The 21,392-nt window shown below is 47.3% G+C and carries 14 protein-coding genes; 7 read left to right on the forward strand and 7 right to left on the reverse strand.

The window, feature by feature from the left end:
- Positions 1-3,155: TonB-dependent receptor (locus Q0Z70_RS08910; RefSeq protein WP_298073738.1), on the forward strand; the 3,155-nt coding region annotated here is incomplete at its 5' end.
- A gap of 20 nt (positions 3,156-3,175) precedes the next feature.
- Complete coding sequence (locus Q0Z70_RS08915; protein WP_298073739.1) at positions 3,176-5,524, forward strand: RagB/SusD family nutrient uptake outer membrane protein; 2,349 nt, start codon at positions 3,176-3,178, stop codon at positions 5,522-5,524.
- A 64-nt stretch (positions 5,525-5,588) separates the two neighbouring features.
- Here Q0Z70_RS08915 and Q0Z70_RS08920 read toward each other — a convergent pair whose 3' ends face one another.
- On the reverse strand, positions 5,589-7,682 hold the full coding sequence (locus tag Q0Z70_RS08920; RefSeq protein WP_298073740.1) for an RNA degradosome polyphosphate kinase: 2,094 nt from the start codon (positions 7,680-7,682) through the stop codon (positions 5,589-5,591).
- A gap of 112 nt (positions 7,683-7,794) precedes the next feature.
- On the opposite strand from Q0Z70_RS08920, the gene Q0Z70_RS08925 reads away from it, so the two are divergent.
- On the forward strand, positions 7,795-8,286 hold the full coding sequence (locus tag Q0Z70_RS08925; RefSeq protein ID WP_298073741.1) for a metallophosphoesterase family protein: 492 nt from the start codon (positions 7,795-7,797) through the stop codon (positions 8,284-8,286).
- A 225-nt stretch (positions 8,287-8,511) separates the two neighbouring features.
- Here Q0Z70_RS08925 and menA read toward each other — a convergent pair whose 3' ends face one another.
- The 3 genes from menA to Q0Z70_RS08940 all read right to left on the reverse strand — a co-directional run bounded on the left by menA (position 8,512) and on the right by Q0Z70_RS08940 (position 13,986).
- Positions 8,512-9,414 carry a 1,4-dihydroxy-2-naphthoate octaprenyltransferase gene (gene menA, locus Q0Z70_RS08930; protein ID WP_298073742.1) on the reverse strand — a complete coding sequence of 301 codons (903 nt, stop codon included), beginning with the start codon at positions 9,412-9,414 and terminating at the stop codon, positions 8,512-8,514.
- A 218-nt stretch (positions 9,415-9,632) separates the two neighbouring features.
- Positions 9,633-12,602 (reverse strand): PEP/pyruvate-binding domain-containing protein, encoded by a 2,970-nt coding sequence (locus tag Q0Z70_RS08935; RefSeq protein ID WP_298073743.1) that lies wholly within the window; start codon positions 12,600-12,602, stop codon positions 9,633-9,635.
- Positions 12,603-12,651: 49 nt separating this feature from the next.
- Positions 12,652-13,986, reverse strand: a complete 1,335-nt coding sequence (locus tag Q0Z70_RS08940) for a zinc-dependent metalloproteinase lipoprotein (protein ID WP_298073745.1) — start codon at positions 13,984-13,986, stop codon at positions 12,652-12,654.
- A gap of 287 nt (positions 13,987-14,273) precedes the next feature.
- Here Q0Z70_RS08940 and gdhA point away from each other — a divergent pair, with 287 nt between their 5' ends.
- The 4 genes from gdhA (at position 14,274) to Q0Z70_RS08960 (ending at position 18,932) form a co-directional block, all read left to right on the forward strand.
- Entirely contained in the window at positions 14,274-15,611 is a 1,338-nt protein-coding gene (gene gdhA, locus Q0Z70_RS08945) for an NADP-specific glutamate dehydrogenase (protein ID WP_298073747.1), read from the forward strand.
- A 220-nt stretch (positions 15,612-15,831) separates the two neighbouring features.
- Entirely contained in the window at positions 15,832-16,995 is a 1,164-nt protein-coding gene (locus Q0Z70_RS08950; RefSeq protein ID WP_298073751.1) for a Xaa-Pro peptidase family protein, read from the forward strand.
- 431 nt (positions 16,996-17,426) lie between these two features.
- A complete protein-coding gene (locus Q0Z70_RS08955; protein WP_298073752.1) occupies positions 17,427-18,119 on the forward strand; it encodes an NUDIX domain-containing protein in 693 nt (230 codons plus the stop codon).
- 18 nt (positions 18,120-18,137) lie between these two features.
- Positions 18,138-18,932, forward strand: a complete 795-nt coding sequence (locus Q0Z70_RS08960; protein WP_298073754.1) for an ADP-ribosylglycohydrolase family protein — start codon at positions 18,138-18,140, stop codon at positions 18,930-18,932.
- 78 nt (positions 18,933-19,010) lie between these two features.
- Here the strand turns inward: Q0Z70_RS08960 and Q0Z70_RS08965 are convergent, their stop codons facing one another.
- The 3 genes from Q0Z70_RS08965 to Q0Z70_RS08975 form a co-directional block, all read right to left on the reverse strand.
- On the reverse strand, positions 19,011-19,463 hold the full coding sequence (locus Q0Z70_RS08965; RefSeq protein WP_298073756.1) for a nuclear transport factor 2 family protein: 453 nt from the start codon (positions 19,461-19,463) through the stop codon (positions 19,011-19,013).
- A gap of 118 nt (positions 19,464-19,581) precedes the next feature.
- Positions 19,582-20,388, reverse strand: coding sequence for a helix-turn-helix domain-containing protein (locus tag Q0Z70_RS08970; protein ID WP_298073758.1), 807 nt, complete (start codon positions 20,386-20,388; stop codon positions 19,582-19,584).
- Between the two features lie 131 nt (positions 20,389-20,519).
- Positions 20,520-21,383: an InlB B-repeat-containing protein gene (locus Q0Z70_RS08975; RefSeq protein WP_298073760.1), complete on the reverse strand. Its 864-nt coding sequence runs from the start codon at positions 21,381-21,383 to the stop codon at positions 20,520-20,522.
- Between the last annotated feature and the right edge of the window lie 9 nt (positions 21,384-21,392).

The raw sequence follows: 21,392 nt of genomic DNA on the forward strand, positions 1-21,392 counted from the left end.
ATGTGGCTGAAGATGCTGTTTTAGAAATTAGTTTTGTAGGTTACAAAACACAATCTATTCCAGTTAAAGGCCTAAGTTCAATTAATGTTATATTGGTTGAAGATGCTGAGATGTTGGACGAAGTTGTCGTTGTTGGTTATGGTACCATGAAGAAAAGCGACGTTACCGGTGCCTTGACTCGTGTAACTTCTGCTGCTATCGAAGAACGTCCGGTACAAAATGCCTTGCAAGCGATGCAGGGTAAGGCTGCCGGTGTTGAAATCTCTACAAATAGCCGACCGGGGCAGTTGGGTGATGTACGTATTCGTGGTACTCGTTCAATCGACAACTCCAATGACCCTCTTTATGTAGTCGATGGTATTCCGTTGACTGCCGGTTCGATGGCAGACCTTAACCCGAACGATATCGAGTCAATGGAAATCTTGAAAGACGCGTCTGCAACGGCAATCTATGGTTCTCGTGGTGCAAACGGTGTCGTTCTGATTACTACTAAAAAAGGAACTAAAGGAAAAGCCTCAATTAATTATAGCGGTAATGTGACTTTTTCGAGAATGAACTCCATGACAGACTGGATGAATTCAGGTGAATATGTTGACTGGCAGATGCAGAAATTAATCAATTCTGACAACTATCCGGGCAAGTATGGAACGGCTCCTGATCCAGATCAGATTGCCAATATCTTTGACTTGGGTAATACACCTGAAGCAAAAGTCAACTTTGATCGTGCATGGCAACAAGATGCCAACGGCAATTACGTATTGCGTAATGCAACACCGGAAGAAATTGCTAAAGGTTATGCTGCCCAGGTGCCGGTTTATAACCCTAATGCTTTTCAGACTACAGACTGGACTAAGTTGGTGACTCGTACAGGTATCACGCAGAATCACCAGATTTCTCTTTCTTCAGGAACGGAAACTTCCAATATTTATATGTCTTTAGCTTACTTGGGTCAGGAGGCTGCCGTAAAGGACCAGGATTATAAACGTTATTCAGCCAACATCAGTGGTGAAGTCACTCCTATGCCATGGATAACTGTAGGCCTTGATGTTAAGGCAAGTCACTCTATCCAAAACTATGGTATTATCAATAATAGCTCATCGAGTAATACAGGTGCTAAAGACTCTTATAGTTATGCCCTTACATTATTACCAATTTATCCTGCTTTTGATGAAAATGGAAATCCTATTCAGGGTGTTGGTTCCAACAATGGTCTGGAACACAACCCGGCATGGGATATTGATAAGGCTATCAACGAAACTCGTGTGACAACTATGTTGCTGAGCTCTCATTTAGATTTGGATTTGGGTAAGATATGGGTTCCTCTGGATGGTCTGAAATGGCGTACCAACCTGGGTGCACAAACTCGTAATTCACGTTACGGTAGTTATTATGGTGAAGAATTCTCTAACCCGTTGGAAAATACTGCATACGCTCCTAATGTAGCTTTTAATGATCAAGATACGAATATTTCCTGGACATTGGAAAATATGATTTTCTACAATAAAACATTCAAGGAAGCTCATACCATTGGGGTAACTTTGATGCAGTCTGCTGAAATGTATCGTGCTGAAGGGTTGCAGTATCGTGCTTACAGCTGTACTTTCCCGACAGCTCTTTGGTATAGTCTGAATAACTCTGACACTACCCGTAATGGTATTGGTTCTGATTATTCTAAACAGACTCGTGCTTCCTACATGGGACGTTTGAATTATAACTTCAAAGACCGTTACTTGTTGACTGTTACAGGTCGTTGGGATGGAGCTTCTGTATTGGCTGTAGGTAATAAGTGGGATTTCTTCCCTTCTGCAGCTTTGGCATGGAAAATTAACGAAGAATCATTCATGAAGGATATATCATGGATTGACCAATTGAAACTTCGTGTAGGTTATGGTGTTACCGGTAATGCTTCAGTAAGCCCATACCAGACATCAGGTGCAATGACGGCTTCCGGCGCCGGTAAATTCTTTGGTGTTGGAAATTCAAGTGTAATATCGAATGGTGCAAAAGCAAACGTACTGCCGAACTTAGGATTGGGTTGGGAAAAGACCGGATCAACCAACGTAGGTATCGACTTCAGTTTCTTGAATAACCGTATTAACGGTAGTGTGGAATACTATGAAGCCCGTACAAAGGATTTGATTTTGTCTAAAGCTATTCCGGGAATCTTGGGTTATACTTCAATCCGTACAAACGTCGGTATGACTGCTAATCGTGGTTTCGAACTTACATTATCGACTATCAACGTAAAAACCAATGATTTTACTTGGAAGACAGACTTCTCATTCTCTACGAATAAAGGATGGATTGTAGAATTGGCAAATGGTAAAGTTGACGATACTGCGAATGGTTGGTTCATCGGTCGTCCAATTGATGATGTTTGGAATTATAAATATGATCGTTTGTGGCAGAATACCGACAAAGATTTAAGGATGTTGGCTCTCTATAACGCGAATGGTATCGTCATGAAGCCGGGTATGGCCATGATTGAAGATCAGCCGTTGGTGGAGGTTCCCGCCGGTACGGAAGGTGCTAAAACTGCAAATATTGAATGGACTGATGCTGCCGGTGGGGTACATCAAGAAGTCGTTACTTATGCAGATAACGGTTTTGGTACGATCAATGATGATGATAAGAAACATTTAGGACACTGGTCTCCGAAATGTTCGGCAGGTTTCACGACTACATTTACTTATAAAGACTGGGAATTGAGCGCATTTTTCTATGGACGTTTTGGCGGTTTGTATTATGGTTTGACACAGACTATGGGGCGTCGTGTTGAAAAAGATCTTTGGAGTGAGGATAACCCGGGAGGTAAGTATCCGATTCAGTATAGTGGAGGTACATATACCGGTGTAACAGATTATAGTAAATATATGAGTTACACGAAGGGTAATATGGTGGCTTTGCGTAATGTCTCACTTTCTTATAATTTGCCGAAGAAATGGGTGAGCAAGGCAGGTGTCAACAAGTGTCAGATATATGCACAGTGTTTGAATCCATTTATCTGGGGTGGAGAACTGGTTAAGGCAGGTATTAACCCGGATGATACAACAGGATGGACTGAATTTAATAGTCAAGGTGAAACTACAGGTGGTCAGACCAACAATACTATGTTGACACGTAGTTATGTAATCGGTGTTCGTCTTGGATTTTAATCACTTTTAATTTAACAATTATGAAACTTAAGAGATATATTATATTTTCTGTAGCAGCACTGTCATTGGTATCTTGCTCTGATAGTTTCCTGGAAGAAGAAATGGTAGCTACCATTACTCAGGATTATTTCAATACAGAGAAGGGTATGGGAGAATTGATAACTGCTACTTATGATGCGTTCCGCCAATCAAAACAATATGAACAGGGACCTCGTACATACTTTCTTGGTGTTGATAATATGAGTGCATCAGGGGCGACAACCTCTAACTATTCTGCCTCTGTCTGGAATTCCACTGGAGCTCCGGCTAATAACATGGATGGACTTTGTGCTGAATACACGAGTAACCAGATGCTGGGTTATTATCCTACAATAAACAACTGTAACCGTGCTATCCAGACTATTGACGAAGGTAAAGGTCAAGGTAAATATGCAGCCGGTTCTGCAGAATCTGCTCGCGCAAAAGCCGAAGCATTGTTTAACAGGGCCTATTGTATTTATATTCTGAATACATTCTTGGGCGATGTTTACTTCCCAAGAAGTTATACAGCAGGAATGCCCGGCAATTATGCCTTCAAACGTGAATCATCTGAGTCTATTTATCGTCAGATAATCTCTGACCTTCGTTATGGCTTTGATAATCTTCCGACTGCTTCAAGTATGGCATCCGGTGAATTTGGACGAGCTACTAAAGGTGCCGCGGCCCATTTCCTGGCTAAGTTATATTTGTATCGTTATATGGGTAAGGACTATGGCACTGCTGAATACGGTCGTAATTCCGACGGAACGATTGATAATACAAATCCTAAATCTTATTTAGGAATGTTGTATAAAGGTACAGGCTCTGCCGACCTTGATTCTTGCATCTATTATAGTAATTATGTAATTGATCAGGATGGTCATTATAGCTTGGCTACAGATTATGGGACATTGTTTGTTCGTAAGGGAGGAGACTTCTCTGACGAGTCCAGCCCGGAAATTGTTTTCTCTTGTGTCTATGGTTATCCGGCAACAGATGGCAACAACGGACGTTACGGTAATCGTATGATGTATTTCTTGTCGCCATCTTACATGGTTGGATTATGGGGTATTCCTGAAACTTGCTGTGACTATCCTTACCGTGGACGTACTAACATCGCTTCTACCAATGATTTTGGCTTCGATGTGTTTGCAGACAAGACCATTGATTCTCGTTTTGAAAAATCATTTTGGATAGAAATGCAAACTGCGCGTCGTGGTGATGGTGGTGCGAGTGGTTATGTGCCCAACTTGCCGTATTATGCATACAATGATGATCCAAATAATGGAACTTATGTATGGACTGAAGAACAGGCTTCTTATTTTAATGAGCATATTTTACCGACTTATGATCGTCAGTCTTGGGGAGGTCGTCAGGCTGTAGCAGGTGAACATAAGATGGGTTCCGGTGATTTGGCTTATGCTTATTTGGAAAATACAAAGGCTACCGCAATTGATTTGGATGAAGCAGAGGCTCAACCTTACTTCCTGTTTGCCCGTTGGGTGAAGAAAGATGGAAAATATTATTATCGTGCTGTTCGTAACCAGAGGAATGCTAATGAACCCTATTTGGATCATACGAATCATGGAGGCTTGAATAATATGTCTAAAGAGCCGCAGCCTGCAACACGTAAGTATGACGACCCGGACCGTCCGGGTGCTGACAATTATTATTCAGGTCGTGATGTACCTATCTTCCGTATTGCAGAAACTTATTTGATTCGTGCAAATGCTTATGGATTGAAAGGTGATTATACGCGTGCTATCCAGGATATTAATAAAGTTCGTGAACGTGCTGCCTATCGTCCGGGTGAGAATCGTGCCGAAGTGATTGCCCGTCTGTATCCGGGAAGTGAAAATCTTGAACCTTCAGAACATCAATATCCTTATTCCGTAACTCAAGACAATTCGTCTAAGATGGATATTAATGCTTCTTCTTGGGATGGAAGCTCAGAAGCCTCTGTACGTGAAATGTATCCCGGTCAGAGTATTCTTGGTGGAACGTTGAGTGAAGCGGATCGTTTCCAGAACTTCATTTTGAATGAAATTGCACGTGAATTTAATATGGAAATGATTTATTATGATTGGTTGCATCATTCTGCATGGCAGTATGTTCGTATATTGTATCACAATAAAGAAGCTTCTACCTTGACTCAAGGTCCAGATTACTGGCCTGTAGCCGATAATGAAGTAAGCGATGGCTCTTTGTCTGACCGCAAGGGATTGGGTTTTGTTCAGCCATATCATACATTGAAACCGTTTAAACAGTCTACTCTCGACTTGTTTACAGATGAAAATAATAATGTTCTTGATGATGCGGGTAAGAAAGCATATCAGAACTATGGTTATTAATTGATTTAGAACCTATATAATAGAAAAGGTCGCTCCTGCGGGGCGGCCTTTTCTTTATCTGTATTCATCCTTTGTTATTTAATTTTGCTGTAGAGTTGCTGTTTTTCTGTTTCAGATACTCGTAGAAGGTGTATTGCGAACGGATTTTCTCTTTCTGCGGATGCGTGGATTTCCAGCAGTTGTGTTGTTGGACGTCCACGAAACAGGCTTTGCGTTTGTCTGCCAGCTGTATTTCCAGCATGTCTGTCAGTTCCTGCCGGAGAGAAGGGTCAAGGACAGGAACCATCGCTTCAATCCGGCGGTATAGGTTACGGCGCATCCAGTCGGGCGAACCGAGGAAGAGCTGTGGCTTTCCGCCGTTACCGAAGTACCAGACGCGTGCATGTTCCAGGAATGTATCCACAATACGGGTCACGCGGATGTGACGGCTGTATGCTTGTCCGGGAATGAGACAACAGATGCCTCTCACGATGAGGTCTATCTCTACGCCGGCTTCCGATGCCTCGTACAGGCGGATTATCATGGCCGGATCTTGCAGGGCATTCATCTTCAGGATAATGCGGCCTCCCTTTCCGGTCTTGGACAGGACTATTTCCCGGTCGATCAATCGGTTCAGTTCGGGGATGAGATTGAATCCTGCCACGAGCAGACGATGGAAGAATGGCACCTTCCCCTTGCCTTGCAGGGTGCGGAAAAGATTGTACAAGTCGTTTACGATGACTGCATTACTGGTGAAAAGCCCGCAGTCGGCATAGAGCGTGGCGGTCTTTTCGTTGAAGTTTCCGGTACTGATGTAGGCATAACTGGTGAGTTTATGGCCTGCCAAGTCTTTGCGCAGTATAAGTGCTACTTTGGCATGTACCTTTAGTTTGGGTATGCTGTAGATGATACGGATACCGGCTTTCTCCATCATGGCTGCTGTAGCCAGATTATTTTCTTCGTCAAAGCGTGCTTTTAGTTCTACGAAAACGGTCACTTTCTTTCCGTTTTGCGCCGCTGCAATCAGGGTATTGATAACGGCTGAATTTTCGGCTACACGGTATTGTGTCACCATAATCTCCTTTACCATCGGTTCGTGGACGGCTTCGTAGAGGAAATGGATGAAATGTTCGAACGAATGGTAAGGGTAGTGCAGTAGTAAGTCTCGCTGTGCGACGTAGTCGAACACCGATTCCCGTTCGTTCAGGCAGTTCAGCTTCATGGGTTGCGGCTTCTGGGCAGGCTTCAAGTTTAGGTTCGGGTTTGGGCTGGGCAGGTGGCGGAGGTCTTCCAGATTGAGGTGTTTGTCGCCCGGCACCAGTTCGTTACGGTCTATTTGGTAAGCGTCTACCAGAAAATCTAAGAAATCGGCTGGCATGGCACGGTCGTAGACGAAGCGGCATACGGCGCCTGTCTTCCGTTTTTTGACTTTCGTCTTCAGTTGTTCAATGATTTCGTTGCTATTGGTGGCATCGTCTATCAGAATATCGGCATCGCGCGAAATCTTAATGCAGTAGCTGCTGTCCACCCGATAGCCTGGGAAGATAGCCGGCAGATTGGCTTTGATGATGTCTTCGATGAACATCAGGTAGTAGTCTTTCCCCTTTTTCGGCAATTCGATGAAGCGGGGCACTTTGCTGTAGGGCAACTTCATCACGAAGTATTCCGGCTTTACATCCGATACGTCCTTTCGGTAAAGGCGTACCGCCAGATAGAGGCGGTTGTCCCGCAGGAAGGAGATGACTCGATCTTTGGTCACCGGTACGGGAGCCAGATAGGGGAAAATCTCTTCGCGGAAGAAGCTGTTGACAAATTCCTGATGGAAGTCTTCTACTTGTCGGCTTTGGTAGAAGATGATGTGATGCTTGCGCAGGGCAGGTATTATCTTGGTTTCGTAGATGCGGATACGGTCTTCCAGTTGCCGATTCACTTCTCGGTTAATTTCATCCACCAGTTCGATGGCGGACTGTACGCTTTCGTCGTCTTCGGTTTTCTTGCCGGTAGCGATGGCCTTGTGGTCGGCTACACGTATTTTGTAGAATTCTTCAAGGTTCGACGAATAGATGGAGATAAAGTTGATACGTTCGTACAACGGCAGAGAGTCGTCGTCCGCCTCGAGCAGCACGCGGTAGTTGAAGGACAGCCAGCTGATGTCTCTTTTGAAGAATTGGTATTCCATAATTTGTAGATTTAGGCGCAGAAGAAATGCCGGTTCGGTGTCGAATAGCGTTTTCTTCTTTTGCGAATGTATTACAAATGTACTTACTTTGCAGATAAAAACAAATGGAAAGATGATAAAAATAGGTTTGTTATCCGACACACACGGTTATTGGGACGAGAAATACCTGCAATATTTCGAACCGTGCGATGAAATCTGGCATGCGGGCGATATCGGGTCGCTCGAAGTGGCCGAGCGTTTGGCTGCTTTCCGTCCCTTTCGGGCGGTGTATGGTAACATTGACGGGCAGGACATCCGTCGGATTTATCCGCAGACCCTCCGTTTCCAGGTAGAAGGAGCCGAAGTGCTGATGAAACACATTGGCGGCTATCCCGGTAAGTACGATCCTTCGATTGCCGGTAGCATCCTGACGCGTCCTCCCAAGCTGTTTGTCAGCGGACATTCACATATCCTGAAAGTGAAGTATGACAAGACGCTCGACCTGCTCCACATCAATCCCGGTGCGGCGGGCAAGTATGGTTTCCATAAAGTGCGTACATTGATGCGTTTTGTCATCGAGAACGGTGTTTTCAAGGATTTGGAAGTTGTGGAATTGGCTGGATAATATTTTTTGCGATTAGGATGGGTCTGCTTATGGGCATGAAAAAAGGGCTCCGCTGAGCCCTCACCTTTGTTAACCTTAAATCTAATACTATGAAAAACACGTCACAAATATACGGACATTCTGAAAATCCGCAAACAATGCAAGAAAAAACGCGTGTTTTATAACATGTTTTATTGTTTTTGCGAGTTCCATTAACATTTTGGTGCGGGGGATTGGACTGAATAGTCAGGAGGCCAATGCCGTTGCGAGCAGCAGCCCTATGAGCAGCATGTTGCGTGATGTCTCGCCCAATATACGGTTCAGTTCTTTGCCTTTCTTGATTTGTATCATCTTACGCCACGTCAGGGTGTGCAGGTAGAAGTAAACGCATGGTGCCCAGACAAATTCCAGCCATGTGAGTCGTCCGGTGATGACTAATCCGACACAGATGCCGACAGCTGCTAATCCCAATCCTAAATACATGCCTGCTCCGAACCGTTCTCCGTATCTTACGACCAATGTCTGTTTTCCGCTGATTCGGTCTTGTTCGCGGTCACGGTAGTTATTCACCATTAGCAACGTGTCGATGACCAGTCCCGATACGAGCGACAGCAGGCATACGTCCCAGTTCACCTGTCCCGTCTGCACATAGTAGGTTCCGCATACGGGCACGAAGCCGAAGAACACCAGTACCAGCACGTCGCCCCATCCCTTATAGGAGAGCACCGTAGTATAGAGGAAAGCGAACAGCAGGCATAGTACGCCCAGCAGTATCAGTCCCCATCCGCCGTGCGGCAGGTTTCCCCATGTGAAGTACAATACGCCCAGTCCGCATACGCAAGCTAGTGTCAGCACGATACAGATTCCTATAGTCATGGCATGTGGGGTGATCCATCCTTCGGTACATGCCCGTCGGGGGCCGAGGCGATCACTGCGGTCGCTGCCTTTCCGAAAGTCGAATAAGTCGTTGATAAAATTGGCTGCCACCTGCATCAGGAAGGCGAACAGTAGGCACAGTATCGCTTCCTTCGTCTGAAACTGTTGGTCAGCAAAGGCGAGCGCACTGCCCAACATCACGGGGATGAGAGCGGCCGTCAGTGTTTTGGGGCGTGCGGCGAGGACCCTGGCTTGGGGAGAGTTGGGACACATAAGGTTTATGGATTTATGTTCGTTTTAAGTTGAGTGGGTGAAGCCAAAGAATACTTCATTGCATTCATGTTTTTGATATACGAATTTTGTTTTAGTATCGTTGAAACATTATTGAACCCTACCACTTTCGTACCTGCTTCCGTATCTTTTTCTGATCGGATTTTACCGACGGGTTTCGGATAGGGAGCAGGTACGGAGTGGGTAGAAGTGTGGTCGATTTACTCTTCCGGCATCAGCACGACACCCTGTTTCTTCTTGCCGTCCATTTTGACGGTCATAGGCCGCTCGAAGCGGACGTGACGTAGGAATTCCGTCTCGTGCAGAGCGGTCTGAGCATTGAGGAAATCCTGGTTGTATATGCCGTCGTTCATGTAGGCGTTGATGGTGAAATAGCCCACGCCGAACGACGTCAGGTTCTGGAAGAAATGGGTGCCCTGACTGGGGTCTACGCGGTAGTTGGTCAGGCCGGCTTCCACGATGACACGTGCTGCACTGATGTGGGGCCACTTCACGGGGATGCCCAGCCACGTGTCACTACTGCCCCAGCGGCCGGGACCTACCAATACGTAGTTGCGCCCCTCGTCTAGGAACTGCTGGTTAAGCTTTTCGATTTCCCAGGCTATCTTCTGGTTGTTCGAAGCACTGTAGTGGTCGGTCTTTACATAGACGATGTCATAGAGGTCGTTCATAATACCATGCCCCAGCGAGTTGTTGGATCGGAGCAGCAGGCGGTCGTCGGGGATGGCGGTGAGGTCTTCGTCGAGCACAGCGTTATTGTCCACGATGGGGCGTATCTGCAACAGGTAGAAAGTGCCCGTCTTGTCTTTCTCGCGACTCAGGGTGGCGGCGAATTCGATTTCTACTGGTCTTCGCATCTCTTCTTGGCCATACTTCAGGGCCAGTTGCAGCAGGCGCGGTAAGGGGAAGACGTCGTGCTGTAGGATGTTGGCAAAAGTGATGACCTTGCGTCCGCTCGGATACAGACCGTCGCGGATAATCTGGTCGTAGGGATCGTAGGTCGAGGCGATGTAGTTAAGGGATCCGTCCTTTTCAGCTTCCTTGACGTGGAGCTTCAGCAGGTTGAAACCGTCGTCAATGGAGAAGTCGTGACCGCAGTTGCTCAGGTCGAGGGCATAGAAGCGGGTCTGCGTCTCACGGAGAGCTATCTCCATTTCGCTGGTTTGCAACACCTTGGTGGGATGATAGGGCGAGAAGCGGAGCGTTAGGCCGCCGTCTACGATATACTTGCCTAATCCGAGAGCTAAGTTGACGATACCTTCTTCGGCTTTTTCGTCACCCAGGGGGTAATAGTTGAGCGATCGTGCCACGCCGGACATGCTGGGGTAGAAGCGGGGACCGTACTGATTACCTACCACTTCTTGTAGGATGACGGCCATCTTTTCCTGGTCGATGACGTTGCTCGTGGCCTGCATGTAGGCCTTGGAGTCGCGGAAGTAGACTGAGGCATAGACGCCCTTGATGGCATCGCTCAGCATGCGGAGCATCTCGTACTTATCGTCTAAGTAGGGAATCATGTACGTATTGTAGATGCCGGCAAAGGGCTGGTAATGGGAATCCTCGAGCAACGACGACGAACGGATGGCGATGGGCGACTTCACCACGTCGAAGAAGGTGAAGAAGTCCTCGACAAGGCGGTCAGGTAGCTTGGCCTTGAGGAAATAACGCAGGATGGTACGGTCGTCCGTGTCCGAAAGAGCTACCTGGTAGAGGTCGTTGGTCTCCATGAATTCGTCGAACACGTCGGTACAAAGTACGATAGTTTTGGGTATGGCCACACGGGCGTTGTCGAACTCTTCGAACTCAGGATGTCGTTTCACCAGGTTGTCGATGAAAGCCAGACCACGACCCTTGCCTCCCAGCGAACCTTCGCCGATACGGGCAAAGTTGGAGTAGCGGTCGAAGCGGTCGCGCTTGAAGACGGCTACGACGCCTTGGTTCTTCATTTTGCGGTATTTGACAATGGCTTCGAAGATAATCTGGCGGTGGGCATCCACGTCTTGCAAAGTATTCCAAGTGATGGGTTTCAGGAACTCGGCAATAGGGAACATGGCACGCGAGTAGAGCCAGCGGCTGATATGGTTTCGGCTGATGTGGTAGAAAAATGATTCCGAGGGAACGGCGAACAGGATGTTTTGCAATTCCTTCAGGTTCTTTACGCGGGCAATCTCTTCCATCGTGTCGGGGTTGCGGAAGATGAAGTCACCAAAGCCGAAGTTGTCCGACACAATGCGGCGCAGATCAACGTCCATTTTCTTGGAATTCTTGTCGATGAAGGCAGCGCCGTACTTGGAGGCGTAGGTCATGTTTTCCGTTTCGGACGACTGGATGATGAGCGGCACGAACGGGTCCTGTTCGCGTATGGCAGCGCAGAGGCGTATGCCGGCCATGCCGTCTTTTTCGCCACGTTCTGTGCGCGGAAAGCGAACATCGGTCACCACGCCGAGTATGTTATTCTTATATTTGTTATAGATGGAGATGGCTTCTTCGTAATTTCGGGCCAATACGATTTTGGGACGTCCGCGCATACGCAGGGTGCGTTGGTGGGCGTTCAATGCTTCGGTACTGAATTCCTGGCTTTGCTTCAGCACAAACTTGTAGAGGTTGGGAAGCAGGGAAGAATAGAACCGGATGCTGTCTTCTACCAATAAGATGGCTTGTACGCCTACCTCCTTGACGTCGTGGTCGAGGTTCATCTTGTCTTCAATCAGTTTGATGATAGACACGAGCAGGTCGGTATTGCCCAGCCAGCAGAATACGTATTCAAAGGTGCTGAGGTCTTCGTTGGCGATGCGCTTGGTGATACCGTGACTGAAGGGGGTCAGGATGACCATCGGGATGCTTGGCCAGGCGGCCTTAATGGTACGTGCCACGTCGAATCCTTCGTTGTCGCCCGTGCCCGGCATACAGATGATGAGGTCATAGGTCATGTTTTCCAACTGGGCCAATGCCTCGTCGCAGGTACTCACCTGCATGAAGCGCGGCGGATAGCGCAGCGACAGCGAAGTGTATTCGTTGAATATTTTTTCGTCAATGCGGCCGTCATCTTCGAGCATAAAGGCATCATAGGGGTTGGCTATCAGGAGTACGTTGAAGATACGGCGGGTCATCAGATTGGCGAACTGCGTATCTTTCAGATAGAGCAGATTGAGTTTCAGTTTGCTGAGCATGTCTTTCCAAAATTAGTCAGGCAAAAAATCGGTTTTTTTGTTGTCTGCATCAATGTATGTAGCATATTTCATATATAACAGGTATGTCTAATACACCTTGCGGAGTTGCACTGCGGGTGCTTGCCGTCCGTTTGGGGCCGGGAATCAGCGGGCTGTATTCCAGCACATGGCGCATGCGTTCCTTTTGGTTAGGCGTAAAGCGGTCGGAGTAACTGATCTCATAATCCATCAGGTTGTAGGACGTAAAGGTCTGTTCAGGATTGAGACAATTCGTGCGCAGGAAGCCGGGTTCCAGGACTGCCATGTCACGGTTGCTGGCTTTCCAGGCCTGGTAGGTTGGTATCATAACGCTCTGTTCGTAGAGAGAACGGTTGTAGGGAGGTGTGTCCATACAGTAATCGGAATCGGCATTGGGGTCTTCTGTTTTGTCATTGAAAGCATGGTGTAATCCTAAGTAATGCCCTAACTCATGCGCCAAAGTAACATTGGTATCAGCCGAATTGTAGGAATTGTTCGGGGTGTCTTGGTTGAAATAAAGGGTATTGATGGATACGCACTGTGGATACGGCAGATTGGAATTTTCCAAGTAGGTGTATTCGACCGATTGTAGTCCTTCCAGGTAGTTTTTGCCTTGGGTGGATAAAGGCAGGCTGGTGATACCCAATATAATACCGTCTTCTATTTCTGCAAAGTTGTATAACATGATGTTGATATACTTGTTCATGTCCCATAACAGGTTTAGAATCTTGGAATTCTTGCTTTCCATGAAGGACTCACAATCAATGGGCATTTCATTCCAGGCAACGTATTCAATTCCGGGCGCTTCAAGCTGATGGCCTGATTGGTCTGTTTCGGGCAGATAAAACTCCACATTGATGTTCTGGCCGGCTTCACCGCCGGTTGCGACAGTCCTGCCTTTATAGTACTGGTTTACGTTGGCCAGCACTGTCTTGATGCGGTTAGCACTGATGTACTGTTTAGGGTTGTTTTTCTCCTTATATAATACATGGAAAATGACAGGAATCCGATAGAGCAGTTCCTTGCCTTCGGGCAATGCTTTTTGGTTAATGTTGATATTGGTTTGGGTACCGTTGCAATAGATGACGATTGTTCCGGTACGGTCTTTGGAAATATTGCCTGATACCTCGATTGAGATAGTACCGTTACCGGTTCCTGTGACCGGCGTTACGCTGCACCAATCTTTATTGAGGCTGGTGGCTGTCCATTCACTGGAAGTCTGAATCTGGAGCGACAGGTTTTTCCCTTCGGGAGGAATGTCGTTGAAAGTATTCTGCGACAAGGTGAATGCTGGCTCATCAGTGCTGCAACTTGCCAATATCAGGCAACAGAAAACAGTCAAAAGATAGCAGAGTTTGGTTTTCATGCCTTAATTAACGGGTTAAATGTCTATTGGATTAATAAAGTTCCATAAAATCATAAATGCAAAGGTAAGAATAATTTCAGAATTTAGGTGTGTGGCTTTCATTTTCTTTTCTGAAAGGCCTTTTGGTTTTCTTTGAATGACAATTTATTATTATCCATTGATTTTTTCGCCTTAAAATTTAGGATACTTGAAAAGAATGCCTATATTTGCAGCGTTGTTAGTTGACAATTTGTCCGGCCGACAACGAGTGAACCATTGATAAAACCTTTTTTAAATAGCGTAATATTATGAATATTGAACGTATCATGGCTTCTTTGGAAGCTAAACATCCCGGCGAATCTGAGTATCTTCAGGCCGTAAAGGAAGTACTTCTTTCCATTGAAGATATTTACAATCAGCATCCTGAATTTGAAAAAGCAAAGATTATCGAACGTTTGGTGGAACCCGACCGCATCTTCACGTTCCGTGTCACATGGGTGGACGACAAAGGTGAAGTGCAGACCAACTTGGGCTATCGCGTGCAGTTCAACAATGCTATCGGGCCTTATAAGGGCGGCATCCGTTTCCATGCTTCGGTCAATCTGTCTATTCTGAAGTTCCTGGGATTTGAGCAAACATTCAAGAACGCCCTGACAACGTTGCCTATGGGGGGCGGCAAGGGCGGTTCGGACTTCTCTCCGCGCGGCAAGAGCGACGCTGAAATCATGCGTTTCTGTCAGGCCTTTATGTTGGAGTTGTGGCGTCATGTAGGTCCCGATATGGATGTGCCTGCCGGTGACATCGGTGTAGGCGGCCGTGAAGTGGGTTACATGTTCGGTATGTATAAGAAGCTGACCCGTGAGTTTACCGGTACCTTTACCGGTAAGGGATTGGAATTCGGCGGCTCGCTGATACGTCCCGAGGCTACCGGTTTTGGCGGTCTGTACTTCGTGAACCAGATGTTGCAAACCAAGGGCATTGACATCAAGGGAAAGACGGTGGCTATCTCCGGTTTCGGAAATGTAGCATGGGGCGCTGCTACCAAAGCTACAGAGTTGGGTGCCAAAGTGGTGACTATCTCCGGCCCGGACGGTTACATCTACGATCCTGCCGGTATCAGTGGTGAGAAGATCGACTATATGCTGGAACTCCGTGCATCGGGCAACGATATTGTAGCTCCGTATGCCGAACAGTTCCCAGGTTCCACATTCGTGGCCGGCAAACGTCCTTGGGAAGTAAAGGCAGACATTGCACTGCCGTGCGCTACCCAAAACGAACTGGATGGTGAAGATGCCCGTCACTTGATTGCCAACAACGTGATGTGCGTAGGCGAAATCTCGAACATGGGATGTACGCCGGAGGCGATCGACCTCTTCATCGAACATAAGATGATGTACGCACCGGGCAAGGCTGTCAATGCAGGGGGTGTGGCTACCAGCGGGCTGGAAATGTCGCAGAACGCCATGCACCTCAGTTGGAGCGCAGCCGAAGTGGACGAAAAGCTGCATGCCATCATGCACGGTATCCACGAACAGTGCGTGAAATACGGAACAGAACCGGATGGTTACATCAACTACGTGAAAGGTGCGAATATCGCCGGCTTCATGAAGGTGGCACATGCCATGATGGGGCAAGGTATAATATAAGATAGAAGAAAACTTTGTTTAGTTGTATTTGTATTTGTGGTTTATGCTGCCCCGTGCCTGTGAAGGTACGGGGCAGAGTGTTTTTAGCCGGGAAGTGAAATGGAACCTGTTCGTAGGTATATATCTGTCCGTCTGAAAGGTTAACTTACTTTCTTGATACGTGATGCTTATTCCCTAAAATTATTACCTTTGCAAGCAGAAACCATAAACAGCCAAGAAAATGTTATTTCCAGAATTGAAACAGAGGCGTGATAAAATACGCATATTGATGGCTCAACAGGGGATAGATGCTGCCCTTATTACTTGCAATGTCAACTTGGTTTATACATACGGATGCGTGGTCAGCGGTTATCTGTACTTGCCGTTGAACGATTTTGCCCGTTTGTTCGTGAAACGTCCCAATACCATTGAGGGAGAACATGTGATGTCTATCCGTAAGCCCGAACAGTTGCCTGGCCTGATTCGGGAATGTGGCTTGCCGTTGCCTCAGAAATTGATGTTGGAAGGGGACGAACTGTCTTTCTGTGAATACAATCGGTTGGCAGCCTGTTTCCCCGAAACGGAGGTGGTTTCTTGCGGTTCTTCACTGATACGTCAGGCACGCAGCACAAAGACCGAGATGGAGATTGAACTTTTCCGTCGTTCGGGCGTGGCTCATGCCAAGGCCTACGAGCAGATCCCGTCGGTCTACAGACCCGGTATGACTGACTTTCAGCTTTCCGTTGAAATCGAACGGCTGATGCGGCTGGAAGGTTGTCTCGGCATCTTCCGTGTGTTCGGTCGGAGTATGGAGATATTCATGGGCAGCCTGCTGGCGGGTGACAACGCTGCTACCCCTTCTCCTTATGATTTTGCGTTGGGAGGTGCCGGACTTGATCCTTCGCTGCCCGGTGGGCCCAACGGCACCCTGATACAGCCCGGACAGACTTTCATGGTGGACATGGGCGGCAACTTCTATGGATACCTGTGCGACATGAGCCGTGTGTACGCTGTCGGCAAACCGACCGAACAGGCTTATGCGGCCCATCAGACTTGTCTGGAGATACAGGAGGCCGTATCGTCCATGGCCAAACCGGGCGTCGTCTGCGAAGACCTGTACCACAAAGCCATTGAAATAGTGGAGAAAGCCGGTTTTGCCGATTACTTCATGGGAGTAGGGCAGAAGGCGAAGTTTATCGGACATGGTATCGGACTGGAAATCAACGAAACCCCTGTGATAGCTCCCCGCATCCGTCAGGAACTGGAACCGGGCATGGTCTTTGCCCTTGAGCCGAAAATCGTATTGCCGGGAGTAGGCCCGCTGGGCATCGAGAACTCATGGGTGGTGACTTCCGATGGCTTGGAGAAACTGACTACAGCTCCCGAAGAAATCATCGTGTTTTGACGGGCAGTTGGTTGGAGTGTCATGCAGTGCTTTGTGAGCTGCTGACGCAGTGCTTCGTCACCCTCTCATGCAGTGCTTTCTTATTCCCTGACGAAGCACTGTGTGACATCCTGACAAAGCACTGTGTCAGGATGTATGGTCTTTGGTTCAAATCCCGTTACTCCGACGTTGAGAAATCAGCCATTTACAAACGGTAAGTGGCTGATTTATTTTTTAGTGGGACACAAACTGTATGAGATTCTACAAAGAAAGAAGTATAAGCAAGAAGAAGATCAAGTGGCCTTTCATATCAGCTTCTTTTATTGGGAAATATACATAAATAGTATTAAAAGCATTATAGATGAGTTATCTTGTGTAAATATTACCAAGAACTTTTGGCGATTAAAAGAAAGTGTGTACCTTCGTGGTGTAAAATTTACCAAAGGAGAGAAATGGAAGATAAAATGTATAGTTACAAATATCCACATCCGTCTGTGACAACCGATTGTGTGATTTTTGGTTTTGATGGCACAAGACTACAGGTACTACTTGTAGAAAGAGGCATTGACCCGTATAAAGGGAAATGGGCATTCCCCGGCGGCTTTATTAAGATGGGTGAATCATGTGAAGAAGGAGCATTACGCGAACTTAAAGAAGAAACAGGACTCACTGGTGCTTACATTGAGCAATTCCATACTTTCAGTGACCCGAATCGAGACCCAAGAGAAAGAGTCATAACAGTCGCTTATTACGCACTTGTAAGAATACAAGATGTGAAGGGCGGAGATGATGCGTCGAAGGCTGAGTGGTTTGCTCTTGATGATGTTCCACAGTTGGCATTTGATCATGACAGAATTCTACGTGAAGCGTTGAAAAGGCTTCGTGAGCGAATTCATTTCGAACCCATCGGTTTTGAACTATTGCCGGAAAAGTTCACATTGAAGCAACTTCAAAACCTTTATGAAGCCATATTGGATGTACACTTTGACAGGAGCAATTTCGCAAAGAAGATGCTTCATTTCAATATCCTTACACAATTGGATGAAACCGTTTGGCCTACACCGAAGCGTGAAGCTTATCTGTATAGTTTCAATGAAGAGAGTTATAATGAATTAAAACAAAAAGGGTTCCGCTTGGAATTTTAAAAAAGGAGACAAGAGAATATGAAAGATTTATTGCTTAGTGTTGCCATTGGCGATATTGCCGGCATGCCTTATGAGTTCATGGGGAGGACAAAAGACTATAATGCGGTTGATCTCCTGCTGCCATCGAATACCTACACAGATGATACGGTATGTACGTTTGCCTGTGCAGAAGCTTTGCTGAAAGGCTTGGATATGGCTGAAAACTTGTGGAAAAGATGTCGTACAGACTTTTATAGAGGATTTGGCGGTCGTTTTGCAAAATGGCTAATAGCAAAAGAAATACAGCCGTCCTATCATTCATACGGAAATGGTAGCGGGATGAGAGTATCAGCTGCTGGCTTTATGGCCAAAAGTAAGGATGAGTGCATTGAACTTGCCACTCGTACTGCGCTTCCGACACACGATCATCCAGAGGGCATCAAAGGAGCTGTGGCTACAGCCCTTGCCATTTACTATGGTATGCAAGGAAAAGATAAGGACTACATCAGGCACAATGTTTTAGATGAATATTACCCAAACTGGTCTGGATTGACTTATGCTACTATTAAACCAGACTATGGCTTTGATGAAACATGCCAGCAAACCATTCCGGCTGCACTAATCTGTTTCTTGGAAAGCAAAGACTATGTCGATTGTCTTAAACTTGCTATTGCATTGGGTGGCGATGCAGATACACTTGGCGCCATTTCCGGTCCAATGGCATACGCTTTCTACAAGTGTATGCCCGAAGAACTTATTGTCAATGCAAAGGCAGAACTTCCCGAATGGATGCTTCAAGTGAACGAAGCATTTGACCAATTCGTAAATCAGTAGAAGAGGGATATAATATGGATGTTGATCTGTTTGATTTACTTTGATTATCGAGGATTCAGCATAAGTCCCGATCGTCTGTCATTCCCCCAACGTTCGAGTAAATGCGAGCACAGAGAGCTGCCACCGACCGTTTTCCATGACATAGACTTCCGTTACGATGAAGGGGAAACGGACGGCATTCCCGTTGACCTCGGAGTTCAGATGAATACGACTGTAAACCGTTGCTGTACCTGCGGCGAACTTGACCTCAACATCGTGTATCTCGGCTTTCTTGTACCAGATGGCTCCCGAACGAATCGTGTTCAGTTCTTGCTCCTTGCCCCAATAACCGCCCATGTGGACGAACTGCGCGTTTTCGTGAAACAGCTCCGCCAGCTTGTCGGTATTCTTTTCCGCCATCCAGTTCCATTTGCTGTTCGACAAATCGACGAGGACTTGTTCTTCGGGGGTAAATGGCTTTGCGTTCTCCTGCGCCTTTGCTCCGACCGATAAGGTCAGAAAAAGCAATGCTGTAATGACCAATGATTTCATATCGCTTTGATTTTTAATTGTTGCATCGCAAAGATAGCAGGGAGATAGAGAAAAGGCGATACAAAGAAATCGGTAAAAACTGCGATTTTTACCGATTCCGACCGATTCGGGCGACGAACTATTCCCGGTAATCCGATGGATTTACGCCCAGATTCTGTTGTACATAGCGGCTGAAATAGGCGGGCGATGAGAACCCGAACATATCGGAAATCTGCACGAACGAGAGCGATTTGTTTCGTAACAGACGCGAAATGTCGAGTATCGTATAACGGTTGATCCAATAGTTGGCGCCGTATCCGCTGACCTTTTTCGACACTTCCGACAGGTATTTCGGAGTGATGCACAGACAATCCGCATAGTAGGATACTTCCCGATGCTTACGGTAGGTTCCTTCTTCCAGCATTTTCAGGAAACGGTTCATAATGGAGGCGTTCTGTGTAGAGATGTCGCTCTGGCCGTACAGGCTGGCATGGAAGTCGAAGAAATCGAGAATGGCCGCCTGCATGGCATTGATGAGCGTTTCCCGATAAAAGCGGTGCTGCGTATCGGCGATGCGCGATTCCAGCAGCTCGAAATCCCGGCGGCAGACGATTTGCTGTTCCGGCGTGAGGTGCATTACAGGATTGAGGAACAGCGCCAGCGACCCTTTCATGCCGTAGTTGCTTTGTGGCGTAGACAATTCGATAAACTCAGGTGCGGCATAAATGATCTTACATCGGAAGTCCTCCGAAGAGTGTACCTTATCAATCATTTTCCGTTTGCGGATAATCGACAAATCCCCGGCGTGCAGTTCGAAATCCCGTTCGTTGAAACGGTAACGGCACGTCCCGCCCAAGCAGAGCAGATGCGCCAAGTATTCCTCCTCGGAATCTATGCTTACCATGCCCAACCGGTCGGTAGCGATAATATCTTTTTTGTATTCCATGCTGTAATTGCTTGATTACCGGCTGTAAAAATACGAAAAAACCTGCAATCGCAGTCGCAGCGATGGCAGGTTTTCCCGTTTTTAACGATATTTCAACGGCTTACCATATGATTTGCGTCATCTGTATAGATTCATTCTTTCACCGGACGTACCGAATAACCCATATAACGGCGGTTATTGCGGGCAGGCTGTTGGTTATTCTCGTAGAAATAGAAATAATAGGCGTAGCGGGCATTGCCGCCGGGATAGAGTGTACCGCTCCAGTAGCATCCGCGCTGTCCGACCTGATTCGATACGGTTTCGCCGTCGCGCGATGCGGCGGCAGGGAAGAAGATGGAATTGCCGTTGGCGGCGGTCACACGGCATCCCGCCACGCCGTTCACCTCCGTCCATTCCCACGTACAGTTATCGACCAGCTCCTGAAATTCGGTCTGCGAGGGCAGCCGCCAGCCGTCGCCCCACCGGGTGCGGGCGATGTCGTACTCCGTGCCGCAGATGTCGTCGGGCGGCGTCGCGCTCGGATAGTCGTCGAGTTCGGTCGTCTGCTTCTCGCCGGTCGGGTCTGCCCATCCGTAGCGGCCGCCGAACTCTTCGGGAGCCGAGGCTCCGACGTTCCACGAAGCCCATTTCACGCTTAACCCCAGATCGACTGCCTCCGCTGCCGTAGGTACTGCCGCTTCCTGCTCGAAGCGTGCCTGCAACGCGACGTTTCTCGCCGGCATGACGAACGTGTAAACCGCCTCCGTCGCAACCGTCTCCTCGTTTTCATACCATCCGGCAAAAAGATACCCTTCATTCGCTGTGGCTGCCACGCTCACTTCTTCGCCTGCAGGACAGGTGTCTCTGTTTGCTCTGGCGGTTCCGCCTTCGGTGGCAGACACCGTAACCGTATAGGTCGGTTGCGGCTCGGTATTGTTTTCGTCACTCTCCGAGCAGGAGAACACAAAGCCGGCGAGCAAAGCAATCGCCAGGCTTTTCATCATTCCATGTTTCATATTCGACGT

Origin of the sequence: uncultured Bacteroides sp., assembly GCF_947632445.1 — a bacterium.
Lineage (GTDB): Bacteria > Bacteroidota > Bacteroidia > Bacteroidales > Bacteroidaceae > Bacteroides.